Annotated in this window: 28 protein-coding genes; 11 read left to right on the forward strand and 17 right to left on the reverse strand. The window is 64.7% G+C overall.

Going from position 1 to position 25,488, the window contains the following annotated elements:
• The first annotated feature begins 3 nt into the window (after positions 1–3).
• Positions 4–2,229, forward strand: a complete 2,226-nt coding sequence (locus tag FG93_RS31300) for a bifunctional diguanylate cyclase/phosphodiesterase (RefSeq protein ID WP_052513942.1) — start codon at positions 4–6, stop codon at positions 2,227–2,229.
• Between the two features lie 12 nt (positions 2,230–2,241).
• Here the strand turns inward: FG93_RS31300 and FG93_RS19435 are convergent, their stop codons facing one another.
• The 14 genes from FG93_RS19435 to FG93_RS33875 form a co-directional block, all read right to left on the reverse strand.
• The gene (locus tag FG93_RS19435; RefSeq protein WP_052513943.1) at positions 2,242–2,838 is read right to left on the reverse strand and encodes an exopolysaccharide biosynthesis protein; all 597 of its coding nucleotides are present in this window, start codon (positions 2,836–2,838) and stop codon (positions 2,242–2,244) included.
• Between the two features lie 77 nt (positions 2,839–2,915).
• Positions 2,916–3,185 (reverse strand): usg protein, encoded by a 270-nt coding sequence (locus FG93_RS19440; RefSeq protein ID WP_043237212.1) that lies wholly within the window; start codon positions 3,183–3,185, stop codon positions 2,916–2,918.
• A 459-nt stretch (positions 3,186–3,644) separates the two neighbouring features.
• On the reverse strand, positions 3,645–5,246 hold the full coding sequence (locus tag FG93_RS19445; protein WP_043237214.1) for an NTP transferase domain-containing protein: 1,602 nt from the start codon (positions 5,244–5,246) through the stop codon (positions 3,645–3,647).
• Entirely contained in the window at positions 5,243–5,935 is a 693-nt protein-coding gene (locus FG93_RS19450) for an XdhC family protein (RefSeq protein ID WP_043237215.1), read from the reverse strand. The genes FG93_RS19445 and FG93_RS19450 overlap by 4 nt, the downstream gene beginning before the upstream one ends.
• A 3-nt stretch (positions 5,936–5,938) precedes the next feature.
• Entirely contained in the window at positions 5,939–6,565 is a 627-nt protein-coding gene (locus tag FG93_RS19455) for a LysE family translocator (RefSeq protein WP_043237217.1), read from the reverse strand.
• Entirely contained in the window at positions 6,565–6,888 is a 324-nt protein-coding gene (locus FG93_RS19460; RefSeq protein ID WP_043237324.1) for an XdhC family protein, read from the reverse strand. The genes FG93_RS19455 and FG93_RS19460 overlap by 1 nt, the downstream gene beginning before the upstream one ends.
• 38 nt (positions 6,889–6,926) lie before the next feature.
• Positions 6,927–8,171, reverse strand: coding sequence for a VWA domain-containing protein (locus tag FG93_RS19465; RefSeq protein WP_244448662.1), 1,245 nt, complete (start codon positions 8,169–8,171; stop codon positions 6,927–6,929).
• 76 nt (positions 8,172–8,247) lie between these two features.
• Positions 8,248–8,622 (reverse strand): nuclear transport factor 2 family protein, encoded by a 375-nt coding sequence (locus tag FG93_RS19470; RefSeq protein ID WP_043237218.1) that lies wholly within the window; start codon positions 8,620–8,622, stop codon positions 8,248–8,250.
• Between the two features lie 110 nt (positions 8,623–8,732).
• A complete protein-coding gene (locus FG93_RS19475) occupies positions 8,733–9,641 on the reverse strand; it encodes a MoxR family ATPase (RefSeq protein ID WP_043237220.1) in 909 nt (302 codons plus the stop codon).
• 29 nt (positions 9,642–9,670) lie between these two features.
• Positions 9,671–10,054: a RidA family protein gene (locus FG93_RS19480; protein ID WP_043237221.1), complete on the reverse strand. Its 384-nt coding sequence runs from the start codon at positions 10,052–10,054 to the stop codon at positions 9,671–9,673.
• A 79-nt stretch (positions 10,055–10,133) separates the two neighbouring features.
• The gene (locus tag FG93_RS19485; RefSeq protein ID WP_043237223.1) at positions 10,134–10,937 is read right to left on the reverse strand and encodes a xanthine dehydrogenase family protein subunit M; all 804 of its coding nucleotides are present in this window, start codon (positions 10,935–10,937) and stop codon (positions 10,134–10,136) included.
• Between the two features lie 17 nt (positions 10,938–10,954).
• Positions 10,955–13,318 (reverse strand): xanthine dehydrogenase family protein molybdopterin-binding subunit, encoded by a 2,364-nt coding sequence (locus FG93_RS19490; protein WP_043237224.1) that lies wholly within the window; start codon positions 13,316–13,318, stop codon positions 10,955–10,957.
• 84 nt (positions 13,319–13,402) lie between these two features.
• Entirely contained in the window at positions 13,403–13,903 is a 501-nt protein-coding gene (locus FG93_RS19495; protein ID WP_043237226.1) for a (2Fe-2S)-binding protein, read from the reverse strand.
• A gap of 243 nt (positions 13,904–14,146) precedes the next feature.
• On the reverse strand, positions 14,147–14,272 hold the full coding sequence (locus tag FG93_RS33875; RefSeq protein ID WP_280114150.1) for a hypothetical protein: 126 nt from the start codon (positions 14,270–14,272) through the stop codon (positions 14,147–14,149).
• Between FG93_RS33875 and FG93_RS34060 the strand changes: the two genes are divergently transcribed.
• On the forward strand, positions 14,262–15,605 hold the full coding sequence (locus tag FG93_RS34060; RefSeq protein ID WP_161783849.1) for a methyl-accepting chemotaxis protein: 1,344 nt from the start codon (positions 14,262–14,264) through the stop codon (positions 15,603–15,605). The genes FG93_RS33875 and FG93_RS34060 overlap by 11 nt on opposite strands.
• Positions 15,606–15,706: 101 nt before the next feature.
• Here the strand turns inward: FG93_RS34060 and FG93_RS19505 are convergent, their stop codons facing one another.
• Positions 15,707–16,159, reverse strand: coding sequence for a carbon monoxide dehydrogenase subunit G (locus FG93_RS19505; protein WP_043237227.1), 453 nt, complete (start codon positions 16,157–16,159; stop codon positions 15,707–15,709).
• A gap of 166 nt (positions 16,160–16,325) precedes the next feature.
• Here FG93_RS19505 and pcaB point away from each other — a divergent pair, with 166 nt between their 5' ends.
• From pcaB to pcaC, 5 genes are read left to right on the forward strand one after another with little or no spacing between them, the layout of a single operon-like run.
• Positions 16,326–17,684, forward strand: coding sequence for a 3-carboxy-cis,cis-muconate cycloisomerase (gene pcaB, locus FG93_RS19510; RefSeq protein ID WP_043237229.1), 1,359 nt, complete (start codon positions 16,326–16,328; stop codon positions 17,682–17,684).
• A gap of 1 nt (position 17,685) precedes the next feature.
• Positions 17,686–18,945 carry an aconitase X catalytic domain-containing protein gene (locus FG93_RS19515; RefSeq protein ID WP_081881664.1) on the forward strand — a complete coding sequence of 420 codons (1,260 nt, stop codon included), beginning with the start codon at positions 17,686–17,688 and terminating at the stop codon, positions 18,943–18,945.
• The gene (locus FG93_RS19520; RefSeq protein ID WP_052513945.1) at positions 18,936–19,346 is read left to right on the forward strand and encodes a DUF126 domain-containing protein; all 411 of its coding nucleotides are present in this window, start codon (positions 18,936–18,938) and stop codon (positions 19,344–19,346) included. The genes FG93_RS19515 and FG93_RS19520 overlap by 10 nt, the downstream gene beginning before the upstream one ends.
• Positions 19,347–19,365: 19 nt before the next feature.
• Positions 19,366–20,145, forward strand: a complete 780-nt coding sequence (gene pcaD, locus FG93_RS19525) for a 3-oxoadipate enol-lactonase (RefSeq protein ID WP_052513946.1) — start codon at positions 19,366–19,368, stop codon at positions 20,143–20,145.
• A 10-nt stretch (positions 20,146–20,155) separates the two neighbouring features.
• A complete protein-coding gene (pcaC, locus tag FG93_RS19530; RefSeq protein ID WP_043237230.1) occupies positions 20,156–20,551 on the forward strand; it encodes a 4-carboxymuconolactone decarboxylase in 396 nt (131 codons plus the stop codon).
• Between the two features lie 6 nt (positions 20,552–20,557).
• Here pcaC and FG93_RS19535 read toward each other — a convergent pair whose 3' ends face one another.
• Together FG93_RS19535 and FG93_RS19540 are read right to left on the reverse strand one after the other, a co-directional pair.
• The gene (locus FG93_RS19535; RefSeq protein WP_043237231.1) at positions 20,558–21,076 is read right to left on the reverse strand and encodes a flavin reductase family protein; all 519 of its coding nucleotides are present in this window, start codon (positions 21,074–21,076) and stop codon (positions 20,558–20,560) included.
• A gap of 148 nt (positions 21,077–21,224) precedes the next feature.
• Complete coding sequence (locus tag FG93_RS19540; protein WP_043237233.1) at positions 21,225–21,929, reverse strand: GntR family transcriptional regulator; 705 nt, start codon at positions 21,927–21,929, stop codon at positions 21,225–21,227.
• A gap of 499 nt (positions 21,930–22,428) precedes the next feature.
• Between FG93_RS19540 and FG93_RS19550 the strand changes: the two genes are divergently transcribed.
• From FG93_RS19550 to FG93_RS19560, 4 genes are all read left to right on the forward strand, one after another.
• On the forward strand, positions 22,429–22,755 hold the full coding sequence (locus FG93_RS19550; RefSeq protein WP_043237236.1) for a cupin domain-containing protein: 327 nt from the start codon (positions 22,429–22,431) through the stop codon (positions 22,753–22,755).
• On the forward strand, positions 22,752–23,984 hold the full coding sequence (locus FG93_RS19555; RefSeq protein ID WP_043237237.1) for an FAD-binding oxidoreductase: 1,233 nt from the start codon (positions 22,752–22,754) through the stop codon (positions 23,982–23,984). The genes FG93_RS19550 and FG93_RS19555 overlap by 4 nt, the downstream gene beginning before the upstream one ends.
• A gap of 168 nt (positions 23,985–24,152) precedes the next feature.
• Positions 24,153–24,299 carry a proline racemase family protein gene (locus tag FG93_RS32515; RefSeq protein WP_152579519.1) on the forward strand — a complete coding sequence of 49 codons (147 nt, stop codon included), beginning with the start codon at positions 24,153–24,155 and terminating at the stop codon, positions 24,297–24,299.
• A gap of 271 nt (positions 24,300–24,570) precedes the next feature.
• The gene (locus tag FG93_RS19560; protein ID WP_043237239.1) at positions 24,571–25,488 is read left to right on the forward strand and encodes a branched-chain amino acid ABC transporter permease; all 918 of its coding nucleotides are present in this window, start codon (positions 24,571–24,573) and stop codon (positions 25,486–25,488) included.

Below are 25,488 nucleotides of genomic sequence, written 5' to 3' on the forward strand. Positions count from 1 at the left end.
TTGATGCATTCGCCCTCTGTCGCGAAGACGACCAACGCGGACTCCTCGGCGCGGATGCTCACCAGCACCGTGACGACGCTCGCCTGTGCCTTCATGCTGGTCATGGCAGCTGCGATCACCGTCGTCCTGACGATTGCGCATAACGCGAATACCGTTGAAGCAACGCGGCAGCGCGACCGGATCGAGGCCGCGATGGAGAACCAACTCCGGCTGCGGCGCCTGCGGCTGGAAAGCCTGGCTTCGACCGGAACGCTGCAGGCAGCGTTCCACCCGGCCATTCCAGCAGCAACACTCCGATGGGCCTTCACAAAGCTGAGCCAGCGCTTCGAGGAATTTGACGGCGTCTATCTCGTCACCAAGAGCGGCCGCGTCCTTGCAGGCGTGGAGAACAACGCCGAAGCCTATCAGGCGGGCTACGAAGGCCTGCGCCTCTTCGATCCCACGCTCCCGAGCCCGTCGCAGACTCCAGTGACCAGCAAGACGGCAGCCGGCACAGGGTTCCTCCCAGGCTTCCGTTCGAGCCTGATCTATGATGGCCACGAAGTTCTGGCCATTCTGACCGCCGATCTCGAGCAGGTTCTCAATCTCCACCTCCAGAAGGCGGACGCGCCGATCAACCTCATCGGCTATCGGCGCGTCACGAGCACGATCCTGGACGAGATGGCAACGCGCTATCGCATCAGCGGGCTGCGCATCACCCGGACGATGCCCGCCGATTCATTGCTGCGCCGCGACCTCGCCGCTCCCGACGGCGTCACCAGGGCCTGGTTGACCTGGACACCGGAGCGCCCCGGGGATGCGATGATCCGGCAGTTCATCTGGGCCCTGGCCGCAGCGGGACTGATCTTCGCCGGCATCCTGCTCTATGCGATCCGGCGTCTGCGCGGAGCCGCCAATGAAATCCGGCTGCGCGAAGTGCAGATCCAGCGCCTCGCCGCGCAGGACGAGCTGTCGCTTCTGCCCAACCGGCGCACCTTCGACCTCAGGCTTGACCAGGAACTGGCTCAGATCAGCCGGACCAAGACAGGACTGTCCGTAATCCTGCTTGATCTCGATCGCTTCAAATCGGTCAACGATACCTATGGCCACAAGGCCGGCGACGAGTTGATCCGGCAGGTCGCGGAACGGCTCGCGGGCGTCATGCGTACCGGCGATACCGTCGCCCGCATTGGCGGCGACGAATTCGGCATCATCCAGACCAATCTGCACGATGCCAGCGGCAGCGCCGCTCTCGGCGAGCGCATTCTCGAAGCCCTGACACGCCCCTTCAACCTGATGGGCATCGACACCGTGATCGGCTGCTCGATCGGTATCGCGCTCGCTCCCCAGGACGGCCACGACCGCGAGACGCTGCTCAGACTGGCGGATACGGCACTCTACCAGTCCAAGAACGAGGGCCGGAACCGCTACTCCTTCTTCGAGCCGCGCATGAACCGCGCGCTCCAGATGAAGCGCGTCGTCGAGGAAGACCTGCGCAAGGCCATAGCAAGGGACGAATTGCAGCTGCATTTCCAGCCGCAGGTTTCTGTCGACGGGACCGTCATCACCGGCGTCGAAGCCCTCGTGCGGTGGCCACACCCGCTCCATGGCATGGTGCCTCCCTCGGAATTCGTCGCTGTCGCCGAGGAGCGCGGGCTGATCGTGCCTCTGAGCGAATGGGTGCTGCGCCGTGCCTGCCTCGAAGCAAAACACTGGCCGGAACTGCGGCTTGCCGTGAATGTCTCGCCGGTGCAGTTCCGGCACAAGGATTTCGTCCAGAACACGATCCGGATCATCGAGGAAACCGGGTTCGATCCGAGCCGCCTCGAGCTGGAGCTGACCGAAGGCGTCGTCGTCGAAGACGCCGACGCCGCCGAGGCCGCGCTGATGGACCTGCGCGCCTATGGTATCGGCCTCGCACTCGACGATTTCGGGATCGGCTATTCCAGTCTGATCTACTTGCGGCGTTTCGCGTTCGACAAGATCAAGATCGACCGATCCTTCCTGGAATATATGGAGACGACGGGCGAATCCGCGATCCTCGTCCACTCGATCGTGCATCTCGGGCGGGCTCTCGGCTTGCGGGTCTGCGCCGAGGGCGTCGAGACGCCCGAGCAGCACCGCTTCCTGCAGGCGATCGGTTGCCACGAGCTACAGGGCTTCCTGTTCTCCAAGGCGGTTCCGCCTGAGGAGATCGAGCGGTTACGCGCCCTCGATATGCCATTCGCCGCCAGTCTCGCTGCGGCCTGACGGCGCCAATCGTCAGATCAGTTCAGAAATCCCGCTGACGATCGCGTAGGCAAATCCGGCGCTCAGGACAAGGCCGCCAATACCGACCAGCGTCCCCGCGATGATGAACAGCCCATCCCGCTCGACCAGCCCCAACCCCACCAGGCAGACGGCAAGACCGAGCGGAATCTGTCCGATGAACGGCGCCGATACCACGAGGCCGAGGGCGAGGATCAAGATCAGCAGGCCAAGGATCGGAATCGCCACCGTCCCTCCCAGCATCGTCAGGCGCGGCCGCGAAATTCGTTCCAGCCGGACGAGGGGAGGCAGCGCGCGCGACACGGCCTTCGCCAGTTCCGGTTTGCCGATGGTCTTGCCGAGCAGCCCTTCGGGCAACCAGGGCATGGCGCGCCCGGCCAGCATCTGCGCCGCCACGAAGGCAAGCACGAGCCCGCAGACCAGCGGAATTGGCGGTGGCATCGGCAGGCAGTTCGGCAGCCCGAGCAGGACCACGAGCAGCGCGTAGGTCCGATCCTTCAGAGCTGCGACGATAGTTCCGACGGGAATACGCTCACCGGGCAAGGTCGCGAGAGCCGTCAGTAGTCCAGATGTGCGCAAGGGCGATGACAAGCGTGATGGTCTGCCATTGGGGAGCTGCGACCTAGCACGCTCGCCCTTTGCCCAACAAGCGCCCTCGGCGCAGACGCTCAATGCAGCGTCAGCACGCCGTTCACGTTCACGATCTCGGCCGGCCTGAGCAGACGCGAATGCGCGACGACCACTGAATGCAGCGGCCCGTCGAGCTCACGACGCCAGAAGTCTAGGAAATCGCGGAGCACCGGAAAGCGCGGCGCCACATCATAGTGCTGCCAGATGAAGGTCTGCAGCACACTGGGATGATCCGGCATGCGATAGAGAATCGTCGCCGTGGTCAGCCCGTAGCCCTTGAGCTGCTTTATGAAGTCCTCTGATACCATCGCCCCCTCCCTCGTCGCGATGCGATGAAAGTGTAGCCGATTTCTTGAGGCTGCGCCTGCCTGGTTAACAAAATCTTGCAAAACCAATGCCAAAGCGACCGCACATCGCGTGTAGCCCTAGCCATCGTCGGTCGCGGGCTGAGCATGCGGCACGCGCCGCATGGCCGCGCCGACGGGATCGAGAACCAGATACTGGGCGTCTCGTCTAGATCATCGAACCGGATATCGTATCCGGTTCGATGATCTAACCTTCTGTGTTTGCATCGGCTTTCCCGAAAACCGCAATCCACTTTTCGGGCCGATGCTTTGGGAGCGGCGAGTCTGCGAGACCTACGCGGCAATCCGTCCGAGGTCGCCATGTCGACAGGCGCCTATCCCGAGACATGCGATTCACGGCCCTGCGTCGGCATCCAGGCTGCGACGCGCGGCGTCCGTTGGCGACTGCGGACTGCCTACCCCTTATCCGGTCAGTGCCTTCAGTGCCTCAGGCGTATCGACATCGATCGCAATCGCGGGATCGTCGAGCGGTACCTCCACGACCGACTCTCCAGCCGCGTCCAGCAGGCGGCGAGCCCCCTGGTCGCCCGAGAGGCGCTCCACCGCCGGGAAAAGCGCACGCGACAAGAGTACCGGGTTGCCGCGCTGGCCGAACAGGGTTGGCACCACGGCGAGAGCGTCGGGCCGGTCGGCGAAAGCCTCCGAAAGCCGGTCGATCACCTGCGGAGTCACGTTCGGCATGTCGCCGAGTGAGACCACCGCACCAGGAACATCGTCCGGCAAGGCTCCGAGGCCGGCGCGGACCGAGCTGGAAAGGCCGGCCGCGAAATCGGGATTGTCCACGAATACGACATCGAGCCCTGCGAGCGCCGCCTTGACCTCGGCCGCCTGATGCCCGGTGACCACCAGCACAGGCGCAGCGCGGGAGGCAAGCTGCGCCTTCACAGCGTGACGAACGAGAGGCTCGCCACGTACCATCTGCAACAGCTTGTTGCGCTCCCCCATCCGGGTCGAGCGCCCGGCCGCGAGCACGAGTCCGGCAACGGCTGCCACGGCCTGATGACCAGGAGCACGCGGCTGCGGCCGCGTGACGATCTCCATCAGCAGGCCGCCCACCCCCATCTTCTGAATGTCCGCACGGGTCACAGGGACACCGGCAAGCGCGCGTTGCAGCACCCAGTCGAAACCATTCTCCTTGGGTGAACGGGCGCAGCCGGGGGCGCCGATCACCAGCTTGCCGTCGAGTTCGCCGAGCAGCAGCAGATTGCCGGGGTCGACCGGCATGCCGAGATGTTCGATACGCCCGCCTGCCTCTTGCAGCGCCAGCGGGATCACGTCCCTGCGGTCGGTGATGGCCGATGCGCCGAAGACGACGACGATTTCAGCCGGCCCCGCCACCGCCTTGCGGATGGCCTCCGCGAGCGGTCCCGATTGATGCGGCACACGCTCGTCCGATTCAAGACGTGCGCCTGCCGGAGCAAGGCGTTCGGCCATCACCCGCAGCGTCTTGTCGACCACCGAAGGCTTGAGGCCCGGCAGCAATGTCGAAATCACGGCCACCGATTTGGACTGGTATTCGTTGACCGCGATCGGGCGGAGCGCGCCGATCCGCCCGATCGCGTCCTCGACGCGCTGGCCTGGGACACCATAGGGAATGATTTTCACCGTCGCGACCATTTCGCCAGCAACGACCGCCCTGAGGGCAGGCAACGTCGCAACGGTGATAGCCTCGTCGATGGTGTTGAAAGCTTCGAGCGCCTGCACATCGAGCATCAGGACGCCGGCAGCCGCGGCAAAGAGATTGACCCTGCCGGTAAAGGGAGCCTCGGTCACCACGCCGCGCCCGGCGAGCGCCCTGGCAAGACGCTCGGCAGCCACATTCTCGTCGACGTCACCGGCTTCGAGCCGGACCGCGACGAGTTCGGTGACGCCAGCCCCCGCCAGGCGCCGCGCATCGTCCTCCGTGATCGTTGCCCCTTTGCGGACGATGACCTCGCCTGCGCGCACCGAGTGCGCCGCAACAGAGCCGACAGCGTCGGCGATAGCGACCGGGCCGAACTTCATGAGAGGGACCTGCGAGGGCCGCGCAGCGTCATGACGATCTCGCCCAGGATGGCGAGCGCGATCTCGGATGGGGAGACGGCACCGATGTCGAGGCCGATCGGCGCATGGATACGCGTCAGCGTCGCCTCGTCAAAGCCCGCCGCCGTCAGGCGTTCGATGCGCCTGCCATGCGTCTTCCGGCTGCCAAGCGCCCCGATATAGAAACAGTCCGATCGCAAGGCCGCCTCCAACCCGGGATCATCGATCTTCGGATCATGGGTCAGGGCGACAAAGGCGGTATAGCCGTCGAGCCCGAGCTGCTTGATCGCTTCATTCGGCCACTCCGGCACCAGCGTCACATCGGGAAAGCGCTCGGGTGTCGCGAAGGCGGTGCGCGGGTCGATGATGATGAGATCGAGATCGAGCAGCTTCGCCATCGGCGCCATCGCCTGCGAGATATGCACCGCACCGGTGACCATGACGCGCGGTGGAGGCGCCTGCACCGTCAGGAAGTAACTTGTGCCCTCCGCTTCGATCGTGCCGCTCTTGCCCGTGCGCAATTGCTTGCCGAGCAGATCGGCCAGCGGATCGTTCGCGAGATCGACCTCCCTCACCAGCCTTTGCGCACCGCTTCCGGTATCAGTGACCAGCACCGCGGCACGGCGCGCGGCGCGCTCGGCATTGAGCGCGGAGAGCAGCGAAAGATCCATCTCTCAGCCCTTGTCGGTCGCGAGCTTGACACCGAGGCCGATCATCAACGAGCCGCCGAGCCAGCGGCCGAAGGCAAATCCCGCCTTGGTCTTCATCGTCTTGATGACTGCCGACGCTCCCAGCACCGTCACGAGATCCGCCGAGGAGAAGGCGAAATTCACGATCGTGCCGAGGATCAGGAACTGCGCCCAGACCGGCAGCGAGGAAGCGGGGTCGACGAACTGCGGCAGCAACGCGATGAAGAACAGCGCCACCTTGGGGTTCAGCACCTCGACGATGAAGGAATCGAGCAATGCCCGCTTCACGGTCTTGGGCGGGGCGACCTCGACGTCGGCTCCGCCCAGCCTGGAGCGGATCATGACGATGCCGAGCCAGACGAGATAGAGCGCGCCGGCGAGCTTCACCGCGACATAGAGTTCCGGCACGTGCTTGAACACGGCCGAGAGACCGAAGGCAGCGGCGATGACGTGCAGATAGCAGCCGAGATGGATGCCCAACATCGCCATGAAGCCGGCGCGGCGGCCGTGCGCGATCGTCTGTGCCGCGGTGTAGAGCAGCGCCGGACCAGGGAAATAGGCGACGGCGATCGTCAGCACCGCAAAGGCGGCGAGTGTTTCCCAGGAAGCCATCAGTTCACCTTCTCGACATAGACCCGGATGCGGCCGCCACAGGAGAGCCCGACCTTCCAGGCCGTCTCGTCGGCGACACCGAATTCAAGCGTGCGCGCCTGTCCATCGGCGATCACGTCGGCCGCCTCTTCCACCACGGCGCCCTCGACGCAGCCGCCCGAGACCGAGCCGAGGAAATTTCCCTCCTCGTCGATCAGGAGATGCGATCCCACCGGGCGCGGAGCAGAGCCCCAGGTCTCGATCACGGTGGCAAGCGCCACGCCGCGTCCGGCCTTGGCCCAGCTCTCGGCAGTGGCGAGAATATCGGTATCGGTGCTGATCATGGCGAGAGCTCCCGCTGCGGTGCAGATGAGATCATGCCTCACCCCGCCTTCTTCAACCACAGGCGCGGATCACTTCTCCGGTCTGCGTCCGACGAGAGTGCGGCGCAGAGATCGGCCATCGCCGCGAGGTTGTGAATCGGCCTGAACGAATCGACATGCGGCAGCATCGCCCGGATGCCGCTGGCCCGCGCCTGGAACGCATCGAAACGCAGCAGCGGGTTGAGCCAGACGAGTTGGCGGCAGGAGCGATGCAGCCGGTCCATCTCGAAGGCGAGCTCGCCGTCGAGATGTCGCTCCAGCCCGTCGGTGAAGAGCAGCACCACCGCGCCACCGGAAAGCACGCGCCGCGACCAGACTCGGTTGAAGCTGTGCAGCGCATCCGCGATGCGGGTGCCGCCCTCCCAGTCGGGCGCCGCCTTGCCCGCGAGCGCCAGCGCCTCATCGGGGTCACGCGCACGCAGCATGCGCGTGACGTTCGTCAGCCGCGTACCGAAGACGAAGGAATGCACGCGCCGGCGCTTCTCCGTGATGGCGTGCAGGAAATGCAGGAAGATGCGCGAATACTCCGCCATCGAGCCCGAAATATCGACGAGCGCGACGACAGGTGGGTGAATCTCGGCGCGCTCGCGGAATGCCAGGTCGATCGAGCCGCCTCCGCCCCTGAGCGAACGCCGGAAGGTGCGGCGCGGGTCGATGCGCGCGCCGACATGCGATGCCTGGAAGCGCCGCATCGGCACGGTGTCCGCCGGCAGGCGCAGCTCGGACATCAGCTGCTTGGCCCTGGCGATCTCCGCCGCGCTCATCTGGGCGAAGTCGCGTGACTTCAGCATTTCGCGATCGGAGACGGTGAGGCGCGCCGAAAGTTCGGTCAGTTCGACCGGGGGCTCGTCATGCTCGTCTCGTGGCGGAGCAAAGGCTTCCGCGACCCGCAACGCACCGGCTTCCGCCTTCTCCGGCCGGCTGTCCGCCCCTGGAGAAACTGGCGACATTTGCGCCATGATCTTCTCAATCAGGTTGCGCCGCCGCCAGAACAGGCGAAAGGCCTGATCGTAGACTACGCTGTCCTCGTGCCGCTTCACGAAGATCGCATGCAGCGCCCAATAGACGTCATCGCGTGCACCGAGTGCACCATCTGCCAGCGCCTCGACCGCCTCGACCACCGCCCCCGCACCAACGGGCACACCGGCGATCCGCAGTGCGCGAGCGAAATAGACGATATTCTCAGGCAGCTTGCCGGTCATGGAGGGCTCGCCGTCATGGTCGGGTTCACCCCGACCATCCATGTAGTCATTCCACATTGTCTCCACGCTTCAAGACGTAGGTGGTCGGCCCAGGGCCAACCACGGCAGCGCAGCGCAATCACGCTGCCGTCTCGGTCATGAAGACCTTCTGCGCGATCACCCATTTGCCATCGACCCTTACGAAGGAGAGCAGGTCCGTGAAGTAGCGCGGCGGCATCTGGCATTTCACCTTCACCAAGGCCAGGGCCGGGCCCACCAGATCGATGGTCAGGATGTGGTCGCTACGCTCCATTCCGGCCGCCTTCGGAGATTGGCGATTGCGCACGGCCTCGAACCATTCGGCGCGCGGCACGATCTTGAGCTCGCCATGGAGCGATTGGGTCAGCGCGCTTGTCGGATGGAAGATCTGGCTCAGCTTGCCGACATCGCCCTCATAGAGCCCGTCGAGATAAGTCCAGGTTGCGGCTTCGATGGCCTTGATGTCGTCGTTCATCTGCTTGCTCCATCACGCGCGGGCCGGTCCCGGGCATCCACTTGTTTGCGACGCGAATGAAGGGAAAGACGTTGGTGGGTGACACAAGGCCTGTCCCGACGCAGGCGTGCCTATCCCCGCACGTCCGCCCTCACCTGATCCAGCAGCTCCTTCACCTTCGAGCCCTGCATCGCCTGGATGTCGTCCTGGTACTTGAGCAGTGCCCCCAGCGTGTCGGAGACGATCGCGGGGTCAAGGGCTACCGCATCGAGTTCGACCAGCGCACCTGCCCAATCGAGCGTCTCGGCGACGCCCGGCGCCTTGAACAGCTCCTCCTTGCGGATCGCCTGCACGAAGGCGACGACCTGCTTTGCCAGCTTGACCGGGGCCTCCGGTGCGCGGGCTTTCAGGATGGCAAGCTCGCGGGTGGTGTCCGGGTAACCGACCCAGTGATAGAGGCAACGGCGCTTCAGCGCGTCGTGGATCTCGCGCGTACGGTTCGAGGTCAGGATCACGATCGGCGGCTCGGCCGCCTTGATGGTGCCAAGCTCGGGAATCGTCACCTGTGCGTCGGCAAGAACCTCGAGCAGGAAGGCCTCGAAAGCCTCGTCGGTGCGGTCGAGTTCGTCAATCAGCAGGATTGGCGCCCCGCCCTCCTGCGGCTCCAGCGCCTGCAAGAGCGGGCGCTTGACCAGATAGCGCTCCGAGAAGATATCGGATTCGAGTCGGGCACGATCCCCTGCAGCGCCGCCCGCCTCCGCAAGACGGATCGCCATCATCTGGCCCGCATAGTTCCACTCATAGACTGCTGAAGCGAGATCGAGCCCCTCATAGCATTGTAGCCGGATCAGGCGACGCCCGAGCGCGGCCGCCAGCACCTTGGCAATCTCGGTCTTCCCCGTGCCGGCCTCGCCCTCCAGCAGGAGCGGTCGTTTCATGCGCAAGGCCAGATACAGCACCGTCGCCAGAGCCCGATCGGCGACATAGCCCTGCGATTGCAGGAGGGAGAGCGTGGCGTCGATGGATTCGGGAGTTTTCAAGGGATTCTCGCGACGAAAAGCAGAGCCGGTCAGGCCGCAGCGATGGCCTCGATCTCGAGAAGCCAAGCTTCGTCGAAGATACCGGCGATGACGACGGAGAGCGCAATCTTCCGGTCGCCGAGGATTTCATTGCGCGACTGCCGGCTCTCCGCGGCATAGCGGCGATCCGAGAGGAAGGTCGTGACCTTGACGAGGTTGTCGAGCGTCATGCCGGCAGCGCGAAGCTGGGCCTCGACATTGCGCCAGACCAACCGAGACTGCTCGGCAAAGCTCTCCGGCACCGTTCCGTCGCGCGTGCTCGGAATTTGCCCGCTGATGTAAAGCTGTCGGCTGGCGCCGGAAACCAGCAGGGCCTGGGCATAGCCGCCAGCTGCCTCGGGCGCCTCGGGCGCCGTGATGACCATCTTGTCCATGTTCCGCTCGCAACCAGCCAATCAGCAAAAATCCTCCCCTGTGTGGGGGAGGATTCCGTCAAAGGTCAATCGGCTTCGGCTACTTGCCCGTCGCCCTGGCAACCGCTTCCCTTGCCATCACGCCGATCAGGTGCGCCCGATAGTCGGCATCGGCATGCATGTCGGCATTGATGCCCTTGGCCGTGTGCTTGATGCCATCAAGGGATTTTGCAGCGAACCGGGCCTTCAGCGCGGTCTCGGCTTCCGGCCAACGGAAGACGCCGCCTTCGCCGGCTCCCGTCACCGCGACACTGATTTCCGAGCCCCGCTTGGCAACGAAGACGCCGACCAGCGCATAGCGGGAGGCCGGGTTGCGGAACTTGGCGTAGCCTGCCTTCGACACCAGCGGGAAGGAGATCCTGACGACAATCTCGCCCTCCTCCAGCGCCGTCTCGTAGAGGCCCGTGAAGAACTCCGCGGCGGTGAGCTTGCGCTTGCTGGTGACGATGGTGGCGCCGAGCGCCATGAGCGCCGCCGGATAATCCGCCGCCGGGTCATTATTGGCGACAGAGCCGCCGATCGTGCCGCGATGGCGCACATGCGGGTCGCCAATATGGGCGGCGAGAGAGGCGAGAGCCGGAATCGCCTCCTGGACGACAGCCGATTCCGCCACTTCCGCATGGGTCGTCATCGCGCCGATGACGACATTGCGGCCCTTGCGCTCGATGCCCTTGAGATCGGCGCAGCCCCCGAGATCGACGAGATGGGTCGGCGAAGCGAGGCGCTGCTTCATGGTGGGCAGCAAGGTGTGCCCGCCGGCCAGCAGCTTGGCATCCTCCTTCTTGGCGAGGAGGCCGGCAGCCTGACGCGCCGTGGCCGGGCGATGATAGGTGAAAGCGTACATGGTGTTGTCCTTTCAGATCACTCGGCGGCCATTCGCTTGATGCTCTTTTGCGCTGCGCGCCAGACCACCTGCGGCGTTGCCGGCATGGTGACCTCCTCATGGCCGAGCGCATCGGTGATGGCGTTGATCACGGCCGGCGGAGATGCAATCGCGCCCGCCTCGCCGCAGCCCTTGATGCCCAATGGATTGGACGGGCATGGCGTCACCGTCATGCCGACATCGAAGGACGGCAGATCGTCCGCGCGCGGCATGCAGTAATCCATGAAACTCGCTGTCACGAGCTGGCCGTCCTGATTGTAGCGCGCCCCTTCGAGCAGCGCCTGGCCGACGCCCTGTGCGATACCGCCATGGACCTGGCCCTCGACGATCATCGGGTTGATCACGATGCCGAAATCGTCGACAGCCGCCCAACGCTCGATCTTGGTGATGCCGGTATCGGGATCGATCTCGACCTCGCAGATATGGACACCGGCCGGGAAGGTGAAATTGGTCGGGTCGTAGAATGCCCCTTCCTTCAGCCCCGGCTCGAGATCCTGCCCGTTGAATTTGTGAGCGATATAGGCCTGCAGCGCGCAGGAGCCGAAATCGAGCGTCTTGTCCGTGCCCTTCACGCGGAAGTTGCCATCCTTGAAATCGATATCGGCCTCGTCCGCCTCCAGCACATAGGCCGCGACCTTCTTGCCCTTGGCGATGACCTTGTCGACGGCCTTGGCGATCGCGGACATGCCGACCGCGCCCGAACGCGAGCCGTAGGTACCCATGCCCATCTGGACCTTGTCGGTGTCGCCGTGGACGATCGAGACATTCTCGATCGGGATACCGAGCCGGTCGCTGACGAGCTGGGCAAAGGTCGTTTCATGGCCCTGGCCATGGCTGTGCGAGCCGGTCAGCACCTCGACGGTTCCAACGGGGTTGACCCGGACCTCCGCCGATTCCCACAAGCCGACACCCGCCCCCAGCGAGCCGACCGCGGCCGACGGTGCGATACCGCAGGCCTCGATATAGGAGGAGAAGCCGATACCGCGCAGCTTGCCGTTGCGGGCCGAGTCCCGCTTGCGCTTGGCGAACCCCTTATAGTCGATGATCTCCAGCGCCTTCTTCATCGAGGCGGCATAGTTCCCGGTGTCATACATCATGATCACCGGGGTCTGATGCGGGAACTTCTTGATGTAATTCTGCATCCGGAACTTGGCAGGATCCTTGCCGAGTTCACGCGCCGCAATCTCGACCAGGCGCTCGACCACGAAGGTCGCCTCTGGGCGGCCGGCGCCGCGATAGGCATCGACCGGAGCCGTGTTGGTGTAGACCGCATCGACCTCGCAATAGATCGCCGGGATATCGTATTGGCCCGACAGAAGCGGAGCGTAGAGGTAGGTCGGCACCGACGAGGAGAAGGTCGAGAGGTAGGCGCCGAGATTGGCCGTCGTCTTCACCCGCATGCCGATGATCTTGCCATCCGCGTCGGTCGCGAGCTCGGCATGGGTGACATGGTCGCGGCCATGCGCGTCGGAGAGGAAGGCCTCAGTGCGGTCCGAGGTCCATTTCACCGGTCGGCCCACCTTCTTTGCGGCCCAGACGCAGACCGTCTCCTCGGCATAGATGAAGATCTTGGAGCCGAAACCGCCGCCGACATCCGGCGCGACGACACGCAGCTTGTTCTCCGGCGCGATGCCGATGAAGGCGGAGAGCACGAGCCGCGCGACATGCGGGTTCTGACTGGTGGTGTAGAGCGTGAAGGCGCCCTCGCCCTGGTCGTAATCACCGACGGCCGCGCGCGGCTCCATCGGGTTCGGCACCAGGCGATTATTGACGAGGTCGAGCTTCGTCACGTGCTTGGCCGCCTTGAAGGCCTTCTCCGTCGCAGCCTTGTCACCGAGATGCCAGTTATAGACCGTGTTGTCGGCAGACTCGGCATGGACCTGCGTCTTCGAGGTCGCAGCACTCGCCGTGTCGACCACCGCCGGCAGCACGCCGTAATCGACGCTGATCGCCTCGGCCGCGTCTCTGGCCTGCGCCAGCGTCTCGGCCACCACGACCGCGACATGGTCGCCGACATAGCGGACCTTGCCCTGCGCCAGTGCCGGATGCGGGCCGGCACGCATCGGCGAACCGTCCTTGTTATGGATCATCCAGCCGCAGATCAGCCCGCCGATCTTGTCGGCTGCGAGATCCTCGCCTGTGTAGATGCCAAGCACGCCGGGCATCTTCGCTGCGGCCTTGGCGTCGATCCTGTTGAGCGTGGCATGGGCATGCGGCGAACGCAAGAAGTAGGCGTAGGCCTGGCCCGGCCGGCTGATGTCGTCCGTGTAGCGGCCCTGGCCGGTGATGAAACGGTGATCTTCCTTGCGGCGGACAGCGGCGCCGATTCCGGTTGCGGACATGGTGTTCCCTCCTCGCACGGCGCCTCTGGCGGACGCCTCATGGCTTGAGAACCGGCCTGCGCGGGAGCGCGCCGGCCGAAGGCGTCACTCGGCAGCCTTGCGCGTCGGGGTCGCCGCCCTAGCCATCGCCTCTGCCCCGGCGGCGATCGCCTTGACGATGTTGTGGTAGCCCGTGCAGCGACAGATATTTCCGTCGAGATCGTCGCGGATCGTCGCTTCATCGAGCGAATGGCCACGACGGTTCACCATATCGACCGCGGCCATGATCATGCCCGGAGTGCAGTAGCCGCATTGCAGACCGTGATGCTCGCGAAAGGCCTCTTGCATCGGGTGCAGGACACCGCTCACGGCGAGCCCTTCGATCGTCATCACCGTCGCGCCTTCGGCCGAAAGAGCGAGCGTGGTGCAGGACTTCACGGCCTTGCCGTCGAGATGTACGACACAGGCGCCGCACTGGCTGGTGTCGCATCCGACATGCGTACCGGTCAATCGCAGGTTCTCGCGCAGGAGCTGCACCAGCAGGGTGCGAGGATCAACATTCGCGGTGACGGCTTTGCCGTTCACCGTCAACGAAACCGTGGCCATGAGCACATCTCCTGTGACCCTACGTCCGGCACCCGGCCAATGACCCTCCCAGCCACTGAAATCCGAAACCGGAGCCGTTCGCGAAACCTCTAGCCTCATCAGGCAGTTTTTTCTTGGAACAGCTCGAAACGGAATGTGGACCCGGGATTTTGCGCGGTCAAGCGCGATGGCGATAAGATGAAGCGCCGATTTTGCGACCTTTGAGTGCTGTTTTCGCCAAGCACTCTCGCTGCACTGCAACAATCACAGCCGTCCGAAAGCCCGCGCAACGACCTTCTGCATTCGCAGAATGTTAACGCGGGCAATCGCAGCTTTGCTGATCGCTATCGAAGCTTTGGTCGGGATCATGAACGCGTCGGTGTCGACCATCTCTGATCAAATCCAGCGGCGGCTGCGCGCGATCGGCTTCGACGAGGCCCAGCGCGACCGCTTGCGAAGCTATCGCCCCATAGTCGACCGGGTGATCGACGGCCTCGTTGCCAAGGATTTCGCCCGCGCCTTCATGATCCATGCGCCTCTGCGCAGCACGGTCGAGCCCGTTTCCGAAACGCTCTATCCGGCCGAAGCCGCGCATTTCAAGCAGCTGTTCGACGGAGAGTTCGGCGAAGCCTATTGTGACTCGATCGAGCGGCTATGCGTGCTGGAGCGCGTCGCCAAGGTCGGTCCACGTCCACGCGTCTCGATCGCCTTCGCATTGTTCCAGGCGATCTCGGTCGCCAGCCGCTGGCGTCTCGTCCTATCCCCGAAGAATGTGGGCCGCGATCTCTATATCATCGAGCGGATCCTGACCTACGACATCAACACCGCAATCACGATCGATCAGCAGATCGAGGCTGGCGAGGCGGAACGGCGCGGACAGGCCCTCGACAACGCCGCTGCGCTGATGAAGTCCCGTATCGGTCGCCTCGATACGACGATCAGCGGCGCCGTCGAGCAGTTCGTCTCGACCTCCGTCGAGACGACTGACGCCACCGCCTTCATCAAGAATCAGATCGGTAGCCTCGCCCACGCCTCCGCCCTCGTGCGCGAAAAGGCGATCCAGACAGCTGCCGCCACCGAAGAGATGTCGGCCAACATCGCGGAGATCGGACACCGCGCCCGGCAAAGCCTCGAGATTGCCAATCGGGCCGTTGACGATGCGGAAGCAATGAATTCGGCCATCGCAAAACTGCGCGAGGTCACCGGCAGCATCGGCACCGTGGTCGGGCTCATCGCCGATATCGCGGCACAGACCAATCTGCTTGCGCTGAATGCCACCATCGAGGCCGCACGCGCCGGGGAGGCAGGCCGTGGCTTCGCCGTCGTTGCCTCCGAAGTGAAATCGCTGGCGACCCAGACCGCGAGCGCGACGCAGGATATTGCCCGCCAGATCGCCGAACTGGCCGCCAGCGCCGAGGTTTGCAGCGTCCACTCTGCGTCGATCGGCGAGACGATTGGCGAGATCAGGGGCGATTCCGAAGCCATCTCGTATGCCGTCTTCTGCTTGAAAAAAAACACGACCAGCATTGCCCGCGATGCGGCCGAGGTCGCAAACAGCTCCGACGAGGCCATTGCTAGCGCAACCGCCGTCAACCATGGCCTGGCCACGACAGCAAGAGCGCTCGAACGTGCCAACACCGCAGCATCGGACATCGCGCTCCAGATCGGAGCCGCGGAAGCGACTGTCAGCGAGGCTCTCGCTTCGCTGCGCAAGGTCTCCTAGATCACCGGACCGGCTACCGTATCCGGTGATCTACCTCCTGCGTTCGCATCGGCTTTCCCGAAAACCGCAATCCACTTTTCGGGCCGATGCTTTAGGCGCGCTCAGCCTTCGCTGACCGCCTTGGCGAAATTCGCAAAGAACTCGTCGGCAAGCTTCTTCGAGACCGAATCGATCAGACGGGAGCCGAGCTGCATCAGCTTGCCGCCGACCTGCGCCTCGACCTCGTAACTCAGCAAAGTCTGCCCTGCTTCCGCATCACTGAGCGCCACCTTGGCGCCACCCTTGGCGAATCCGGCGATACCGCCCTCGCCTTCGCCCGCGATCCGGTAGCCGTTCGGCGGATCGAGATCGGCGAGCTCGACCTTGCCGCGGAAGGTTGCCTTCACCGGCCCGAGCTTGACCTTCACCACCGCGGAGAAATGCGTATCGTCGTCCCTGGTGAGCTGTTCGCAGCCGGGAATGCAGGCCTTCAGCACCTCGGCATCGTTGAGCTTCACCCAGACCACATCCTTGCTGGCGGGCAAGGTGACCTCGCCATTCATCGTCATCGCCACGGCGTCACTCCTCCATCTTGGCTGCGCCGAAAGACCCATGTTGCGGGCGAGCGCGCCTCGGGTCTATCCAAGAACCCATTGGCCTATCCTTGATCGGAAAGCGCCGGCCTAGACAAGGGGAGCGAGCCTGCATTGCGCCACGCGTTTCCGAATACACGGAGCCGGCATGAGTGACCTGCCCGGGCTCTATGGCGAGCTCTTCGCCGATCACGAGATGGCATTCCTGTTCGAAGACGGGGCGCTTCTGCAGGGCATGCTGGATTTCGAGGCCGCTCTCGCCCGAGCGGAGGCGGTTGCCGGCGTCATCCCCGCAGCCGCAGCCGAGGTGATTGCGGCGGCCTGCAAGGCCGAACTTTATGACATCGGTGCGATCGGCAAAGCCGCGACTCTGGCAGGCAACCCAGCAATCCCGCTGGTCAAGGAACTCACCGGCCGCGTCGCCGCGGTCGATCCCGAAGCAGCCAAATGGGTGCATTACGGCGCAACCAGCCAGGACGTGATCGATTCCGGCCAGGCCCAGCAATATCGCATGGCCTACCGGCTGATCCTTCAGCGCTCCGCCCGTCTCGCCCATGCCCTCGCCGACCTGACGAGGCGCCATCGCAACACGCCCATGATCGGGCGCACCTTCCTCCAGCATGCCGTGCCGATCAGCTTCGGTGTCAAGCTGGCGCAGTGGCTTGGGCCAATCGTCCGCTTCCACGACGATTTCATGATTTACGGCCAGGCTTCGCACCAGTTGGGCGGAGCAGCCGGGACGCTGGCCTCGCTCGGCGACAAGGCTGAAGCCGTGCTCCAGAATTTCAGCAGGACGATGCCGGGCGCGGTCCTGACGCCCTGGCACACCGAGCGGCATCGGCCGGCGCGGATCGCGGCGGAGCTTGGCATCGTCATGGGCCATCTCGGCAAAATCGCCCAGGACACGGCACTGATGGCGCAGACCGAAATCGGCGAACTCGCCGAGCCGGAAGCCCCCGGCAAGGGCGGCTCCTCGGCCATGCCGCACAAGCGCAACCCGGTGCTGTGCACGCTGATCCTCGCCGGAGCAAAGCGCGCTCCGGGACTGGTCTCGACCATGCTCGCGGCCATGCCTCAGGAGCATGAGCGCGCCATGGGCGGCTGGCATGCCGAATGGCGCACGCTTGCCGAACTCTTCATCATCGCCGGTGCGGCGCTCAATCAAAGTGTTGCGCTGATCGAGGGCCTGCAGGTCTTTCCGGAACGGATGCGGCAGAATCTCGAGCTCACCAACGGCCTGGTCATGGCCGAGCGGGTTTCGCTCGCGCTCGCAGCGTCGTTCGGTCGGGCCCAGGCACATCACCTGCTCGAAGAGGCGAGCCGCGATTGCGTGGCCAGCGGCAGGCATCTCAAGTCCATTCTCTCGGAGCATCCGGCGCTCGCCGGCCGCCTTGGTGAAAACGAACTCGACACCTTGTTCGATCCCGCGACCTATCGCGGAGCGACCGACAGCATCATCGACCGGATACTCACCCTCTACGAAGAAGAACGGGAGTATATGGACTGACATGCTGCAGCTGACCGACGAGGAACGGGCGATTGCCTCCGGCGTACGAGGGGGCGGCTCAGCGATGGCCTTGCGCATCGTCGCCGAAGCCGCCCGCCTGATGGGTGCGCAGAGATTGATCCACGTCGCCTCGGCCCATATCGACGGCGCGCTCTACCACGGCGATTCCGGCACGCTTTTCGCGGAGAAGCTGGTCGAGGGCGGCGCCAGGGTCGCCGTACGGGCGACGCTGAATGTCGGTTCGCTTGCCCCCGCCGGCTGCGCTGCCATCCGCCTCGCCGCGCCTCAGCGCGATATGGCGGCCCGCATGATGCGCGCCTATGAGGCGATGGGCTGCGAACCGAGCTGGACCTGTGCGCCCTACCAGGCCGGACACCGCCCCGCGCAGGGCAGCGACGTCGCCTGGGGCGAGTCGAATGCCGTCGTCTTCTGCAACTCGGTGCTCGGAGCGCGCACCAACCGCTACGGCGATTTCCTCGACATCGCCTGCGCGATCGCCGGTCGCGCCCCGGATTATGGCCTCCACCGCGCCGAGAATCGCGTTGCGGAGCTGCTGCTCGATGTCGGCGGGCTCTCGAAAGACCTGCGTCGGTCGGACGTATTCTACCCTGTGCTCGGCACTTTTCTCGGACGCGCAGCCGGCAGTACGGTCGTGGTCATCGAGGGGCTTCAGGATTGCACGACGGAGGACCGTCTCAAGGCGCTCGGTGCGGCCGCAGCCTCGGCCGGGGGGGTTGGATTGTTTCATGTCGTCGGTGTCACGCCCGAAGCTCCGGATCTCGCCACGGCACTTGGGCACCAGCCCCCGCAACAACGCATCACGCTGACGCATCAGGAGGTGCAGGCGACCCTTGCGGGGCTTTCCACGGCAGGCGCGACCGACCGTATCGATGCCGTCGCCATCGGCTCGCCGCACCTTTCCCTGAGGGAGATAGGGGAGTTGGAGAGCCTGCTTGCGGACCGCACGCTTTCTCGCCCGCTTTACGCCAATACCGGCCGCCACGTGCTCCAACCTCTGGAGGCGCAGGGCCGCCGCAAGCGCCTCGAAGACGCCGGCGTCATCTTCGTCGTCGATACCTGCGTGGTGGTGACGCCGATCCTGCCCGAGATCCAAGGCGCGGTGCTGATGACGAACTCCGGCAAGTTCGCGCAATATGCGCCGGGCAATACCGGCTATGCCGTGACCTACGGCTCGCTCTCCGAATGTGTCGAGAGCGCTGTCGCTGGTCGCCTCGTCAGGGAGCCGCGGACATGGTCCTGAAGGGCGAAATCCTGATCCCTGGTGGCGACGTGAGGGGCACGAGCCTGACACTCGGCGCATCGATCAGCTTCTGGGGCGGAGTCGATCCGCGCACGGGCATAATCATCGATGCGCGCCATCCCGAGCGTGACCGCAACATCGCTGGCACCGTGCTGGCCCTGCCTGGCACGATCGGCTCGTCTTCTGCTTCGGCCGTGCTGCTCGAACTCGTCCATGCCGGCAAGGCACCCGCGGCGATTCTGATGGATACGCCCGATGCGATCCTGCTGCTCGGCCTCGTCGTCGCGCGTGAGATGGGTTGGCCGACTCCGCCGGCTCTCCGGATACCGGCATCGCAGCAAGCTGCGCTTGCAGGTAAGACGCTTCTGATCAGCAGCGATGGCAACATCGCGGTACAATAGGCGAGGGAGAGACAGGACGATGCCGATCGAGACCATCCGGGGCGAGCCCTTCAATATCCGCTTCGACGGGCCTGAGGACGTGCCTGTCCTGATGCTCTCGAACTCACTTGGCACCGATTTGCACATGTGGGATCCGCAGATCGCCGAATGGACCAGGCAGTTCCGCGTCTTGCGCTACGACTCGCGCGGCCATGGCAAATCGACGGCACCGGACCGGCCCTATTCGCTCGCCGAGCTCGCCGGCGACGCGACCGGCATCATGGATCATTTCGGCCTGGACAAGGTGCACTGGTGCGGCGTTTCGAAGGGCGGAATGGTCGGGCAATGGCTCGCGACCCATGCGCCCAAGCGGCTCAACCGCGTGGTGCTGGCCAACACCTCCGCCCGGATGGGACCGCCCGATCTCTGGAACGGCCGCATCCGCAATGTCCGCGCCAACGGCATGGGCCCGCTGGTGCAGCCAACGCTGGAACGCTGGTTCAGCCCAGGATTTCGAGAGCGCGACGCGAAAACCGTGGAGACCGTCAGTGCGATGCTCACCACGACGCCACCGCTCGGCTATGCTGGCTGCTGCGCCGCCATCCGCGACATGGATCAGCGCGAGGCGATCACGGCAATCGTCCTGCCGGTGCTGGTGATTGTCGGCGCGCTCGACCCGGCCACGCCGCCCGCTGTCGGCCAGCAGATCGCCGATTCCATCCATGGCGCCGGGCTTGTCACGCTCGATGCCGCCCATCTCTCCAATCTGGAGCAGCCCGAGGCCTTCGGCCGGGCCGTTCTCGACTTCCTGAACGCCTGAGGAGGCCGCCATGGACGACGCCACCCGCTATGCCAATGGCATGAAGACCCGCCGCGCTGTGCTCGGAGAGGCCTATGTCGACAAGGCCAGTGCCGGCGTCACCGCATTCAACCGCGACTGGCAGGAATTCATCACCCGCACCGCCTGGAACGACATCTGGAACCGGCCTGGACTGGTCAAGCGCGAGCGCTCGATCATCGTGCTCTCGATTGCAGCCGCGCTCGGCTCTTGGGGCGAGTTCCGGATCCACGTCCGTGGCGCGCTGAACAACGGGTTGACGCGCGACGAGATCAAGGAAGTGCTGATGCAGACGGCAATCTATGCCGGTGTGCCGGCCGCCAATCATGCCTTCAAGGAAGCGGCTATCGTCTTCGCCGAAGTCGACGAGGAAGCCGGACACGTCTGACCGTCCTCAGACCTCGGAGAAACCGCGCCGCCGGTAGACCAGCCCGCTGCCCTGGCCCCGGCCGCCGATCGCCACGACCTCTCCGATCAGGATGCGGTGGGTCGCGACGCGGTGCACCTCGATCAGCCGGCAGTCGAAGGCGACCAGCGAGCCGGCGAGCGCCGGGGCTCCGGTCACGAGCGTCGTCCACTCCGCCGTCGCGAAGCGGGCCTCGCCTTCGATGCCCCGGCGCCGCGCAAAGATCTCAGCGAGCTCCCCGTCATTGCCCGCCAGCGTGTTGATGCAGAACGCCCCGCTCGCTTCGATTGCGGTGAGCGTGCGGCTGATGCCGTCGACGCAGACCAGCATGGTCGGCGGTGCGTCAGACACGGAGGCGACCGAGGTTGCGGTCAAGCCCGCACGGCCCATCGCGCCCCGCGTGGTGACGATATGCACGGCGCTCGTGACCTGCGCCATTGCCTGACGGAAAGCCGGCGCATCAGGAATGGCCGTCACATGGGGCACGGCCTGGAACGTCTTGGTCATCAGCCCAATCTGCAGGAATGAAGGTCTTCGCCGGCTGATGTAGGGATTTTCCAGCAGGATGGCCAGCGCACGGCCGCAATGTCATCCCGTCATGGGCTCCATGGCTGCCGAAATAGATATATCAACAGTACCGCACGCGCCCCAATCCTCAGTCGCGCCCAAGTGTCGCCAGCATGCCGGCGCGCAAATGCCGCATCAGCGCATCACTGGCCGCACTCGCTGCGGCGGGATCCTCCGTCGCCAGGGCCTGCGCGAAGGCGACGTGATGCGCCGCCGCCGGCACAAGATCATCCTCGCGCTCGAAATAGTACCAGGCTCGCCGAATCAGGGACTGCAGCGGCTCGACGGCGCGCGTCGCATAGGGACTGCGCGCGGCGGCGGCGACCGCCGCGTCGAGCTCCTTGTCGAGCCGCATATAGGCGTTGGCATCGCCGGCCTCGGCTGCAGCCCGCATTGCGCGCGCCTTCTCGATGATGATGATGCGCTCGCGCGGACTCGCTCGCTTCGCCGCGTCCGATGCGATCAGCCTCTCCAGCACCTCCCGGGCATCCAGCGCCGCCATGATGTCGATGGCATTGATGCCGGTGACGACGACGCCCTTGCGCGGCAGGATGTCGACCAGTCCCTGCTGCGCGAGGCGGATCAGCGCCTCGCGAACCGGCGTGCGCCCGACCCCGACGAGATCGATCAGCTGGGCTTCGGTCAGCACCGCGCCAGGTCTCAGGGAGAGCGTCACGATCGCCTCCTCGAGGCGGCGATAAGCGGTCTCCGAAAGGCTTGTCGCAGCGCTTGGCGGAAGGCGCGCAGCGGCCTCGGGAGACAGCTGAGTTTCCTCGGCGGAGCGCATGCTCATTTCGCTCCACCGTCCCCGAAGGCGAGGATTGACGCGACATCCAGCATTGATATATCACCATGGCCATACGGATCGGCAGCAGCCGCGATGCAATCTGCAAGCGAAACGACCTCACACGCAAGGAGCATTCTGCGATGGCGAAATGCACCGGCGCCCGGCCTCCCGTGACCGCCAAGCCCTCGTCCCCTGACGAGATCGACATCGCTCGGCGACGATCGCTTCGCGGTACTTGCCAGCGTCGGCAATCTCTCACGGAGGCCGGCCGCATGGCCAAGACCGAAGCAATCCGTCTCTGGCTCCGTCCGCGGCTCGACCTCGACGTCTCGGCGCGACTCGGCCAGAATATCAAATTGGCCGAGACATCGGTGATCAACTCGCACGATCGCCTCGGCACTTCGCCTGGGAGGGTGCGGAGCACGTTCGTCTTGCGACCATCGTCAAGGCAGCGGAAGCCAAGCGGCTGAGCCTGCCGAAAATTTGACCCGCTCCGGGAGGTACCGTGGCTTTCACCTGCACGACACCCGCCGTTCCAACCGTCCAACAGGACGACGAGACGATCCGCATCACTCGTTGGGACTTCGAGCCCGGTGCCGTGACCGGCTGGCACAGCCATGGCTGGCCCTATTTCGTCATCATGCTGTTCGGCGGCACGCTGCGCATCCATGACGGGACGACGGTCACCGACGTTCCGCTGGCCCAGGGCCAAGCCTATATGCGCCCGGCCGGAATCCAGCATGACGTGATGAACGGTTCGGACCACCCGATCGCCTTTATCGAGATCGAGGTGAAGAAGCCCGGAGCCCTGAAGGAGCTCAGCCTTTCATGAAGGTCGCGATCGTCGGAGCAGGCATCGTGGGCATCGCCACCGCGCACGCCCTGCTCGATGACGGTCACGAGGTCCTGATCATCGACAAGGAAGGGCCGGCCTTCGGCCCGTCACGCGGCAATGCCGGCTGGATCGCGCACACGGATATCCTGCCGATTGCGAGTCCCAAGAATCTGCGACAGGTGCCGAAATTCCTGGCCGATCCCCTCGGGCCGCTCGCCATCCGCCCTGCCTATCTGCCAAAGCTTCTGCCCTGGCTGGTTCGCTTCATTCTGGCCGCGCGCCCGGCCGCCTATGAACGCTCGGTCCAGGGCCTCGGCGCCCTGCAGCAGCGGGCCCTGCCGGCCTGGCTGAAGCTGGCACAGGCCACGAAACTCAGTCGCCACATTCATCGCAATGGCGGGCTCTACGCCTTCACCGACAACGCCGCTTTCGCGGAAGCTCGGCGCATCGCGCCGCGACAGGCAGGGTTTGGCATCAAGGTCGAGATGATCGGCCCTGACGAGCTTCGTCAGCTCGAACCGGCCCTGAAAGACCGTTTCGTCGGCGCAGCCTTCCACCCCGATGCCGCCCATATCAGCGACCCGCTCGAATTGACGCTCGCCCTGTTCGAGGCGGCGCTGGCGCGCGGTGCCCAGTTCGAGAAGGCCGAGGTCAGCAACCTCTCGATGGCCGCTCGCCCTGCCCTGATCGGCCGCGATGGCTGGCAGCGCGTGGTGGACCGTGCCGTGATCGCCGCAGGAGCCTGGTCGAAGCCGCTCGCTGCCGCTCTCGGAAACGCTGTGCCGCTCGATACCGAGCGCGGCTACAATGTCAGCTTCCCCGGCAGCACAGGGCTGACATCGCGGCCCATCGGCTTCGAAGGGCACGGCTTCGTCATGAGCCCGCTCGACAGCGGCTTGCGAATCGGCGGCGCGGTCGAGTTCGGCGGCCTTGATACACCACCCAATCACGCGCGGACGCGGGCGCTCTATGACAAGGCCACCAGCCTCGTCGACGGCTTGCCTGCCTTCGACAGTGGACGTCTCTGGATGGGTTTCCGGCCGTCATTGCCGGATTCCCTGCCCGTGATCGGCAAGGCAGCGCGCAACCCGAGCGTCGTGCTTGCCTTCGGCCACGGCCATTACGGCATGACGCAATCTGCGGTGACCGGCGACCTCGTCGCCGATCTGATCGCCAGCCGCCCGTCGGCGATCGATCTCGGCCATTTCAGCCCGAATCGGTTCTGAGAGGCGGCATGGCTGGTCCCGACCTGATCATCCATATCAATGGCTGGCCGGGCTGCGGGGAACTGACCATCGGCCGCGAATTGGCGAAGCGACTGGGCGCCCGCCTCCTCGACAATCACACCATCATCAAAGCCATGATGGTGTCAGGCACCATCCTCATATCCGCCGATGCGCCAACAGGCTGCCAAGATCGGGGCCCACGACGTCATTATACCTTCGATCGAGGGCCGGGCCCGGATCACCGGTTACAACACCGTCGCCCTCGACGATCTCGTTCCGCTGGCCCGCGGCTCCGAGGTGACCGATCGCGCCTGACAGCCCCTTCAGTACCCGTTTCACGTGCCCGAAGGGGGATACCGCACCGCACAATAGACAATCATCTTGCGCCAAATTGGCGCTGCACTGCACAGAATTCTGCCTGTTTCGAGAGCAAGCGGTCCGAGATTGCTTTTGACAGAAATATGGCATGGGTGGATTGTCGCAGACGCAAGCCATTGGTAGCTCTGCATAGCAATCGCATCCCGCATGCGTCGGCGTCATGCCGGCGAAGAGAACGGGAGCTGGTTCGAGGGGTTAGACGTCGTCAATGGAAGTATTCCTCCAGCAGCTCATCAACGGGCTGACCCTGGGGTCGATCTACGGCCTCATCGCCATCGGCTACACGATGGTCTTCGGAATCATCGGCATGGTGAACTTCGCCCATGGCGACGTTTTCATGCTCTCCGCGTTCATCGCGCTGATCTTCTTCATGCTGATCGCCTCCTGGTTCGGCGCGGGCCTCATCGTCGTGGCACTGATCTTCGTGCTGGTGCTCGCGATGTTCTTCACGTCGCTGTGGAACTGGACGATCGAGCGTGTCGCCTACCGGCCGTTGCGCGGTTCCTTCCGACTGGCCCCGCTGATCTCGGCCATCGGCATGTCGATCTTCCTGACGAACTTCGTCCAGGTCGTGCAGGGTCCGCGCAACAAGTCGATCCCGCCGATGCTGAACAAGTCGATCACGCTGATCGAGAGCACGACCTACTCGGTCCAGATCTCCTACAAGCAGATCGTCATCATCCTCACCACCGCGATTCTGCTCGCCGCCTTCTGGTTCATCGTCCAGAAGACCTCCCTCGGCCGCGCCCAGCGCGCCTGCGAACAGGACCGCAAGATGGCCGGCCTGCTCGGCATCGACGTTGACCGCACCATCTCGATCACCTTCGTGATGGGGGCAGCGCTCGCCGCGGTAGCCGGCGTGATGTACCTCGTGCTCTACGGCGTCGTGAACTTCGCCGACGGCTTTACGCCGGGCGTGAAGGCCTTCACCGCGGCGGTTCTGGGTGGCATCGGCTCGCTCCCCGGCGCGGTGATCGGCGGATTGCTGATCGGCCTGATCGAAGTGTTCTGGTCCGCCTATTTCACCATCGACTACAAGGACGTCGCCGCCTTCTGCATCCTTGCGGTGGTGCTCGTTTTTATGCCGTCCGGCATCCTCGGTCGACCCGAAGTCGAGAAGGTCTGA

Source organism: Allobosea sp. LC85 (assembly GCF_000735605.1).
Classification (GTDB): domain Bacteria; phylum Pseudomonadota; class Alphaproteobacteria; order Rhizobiales; family Beijerinckiaceae; genus Allobosea.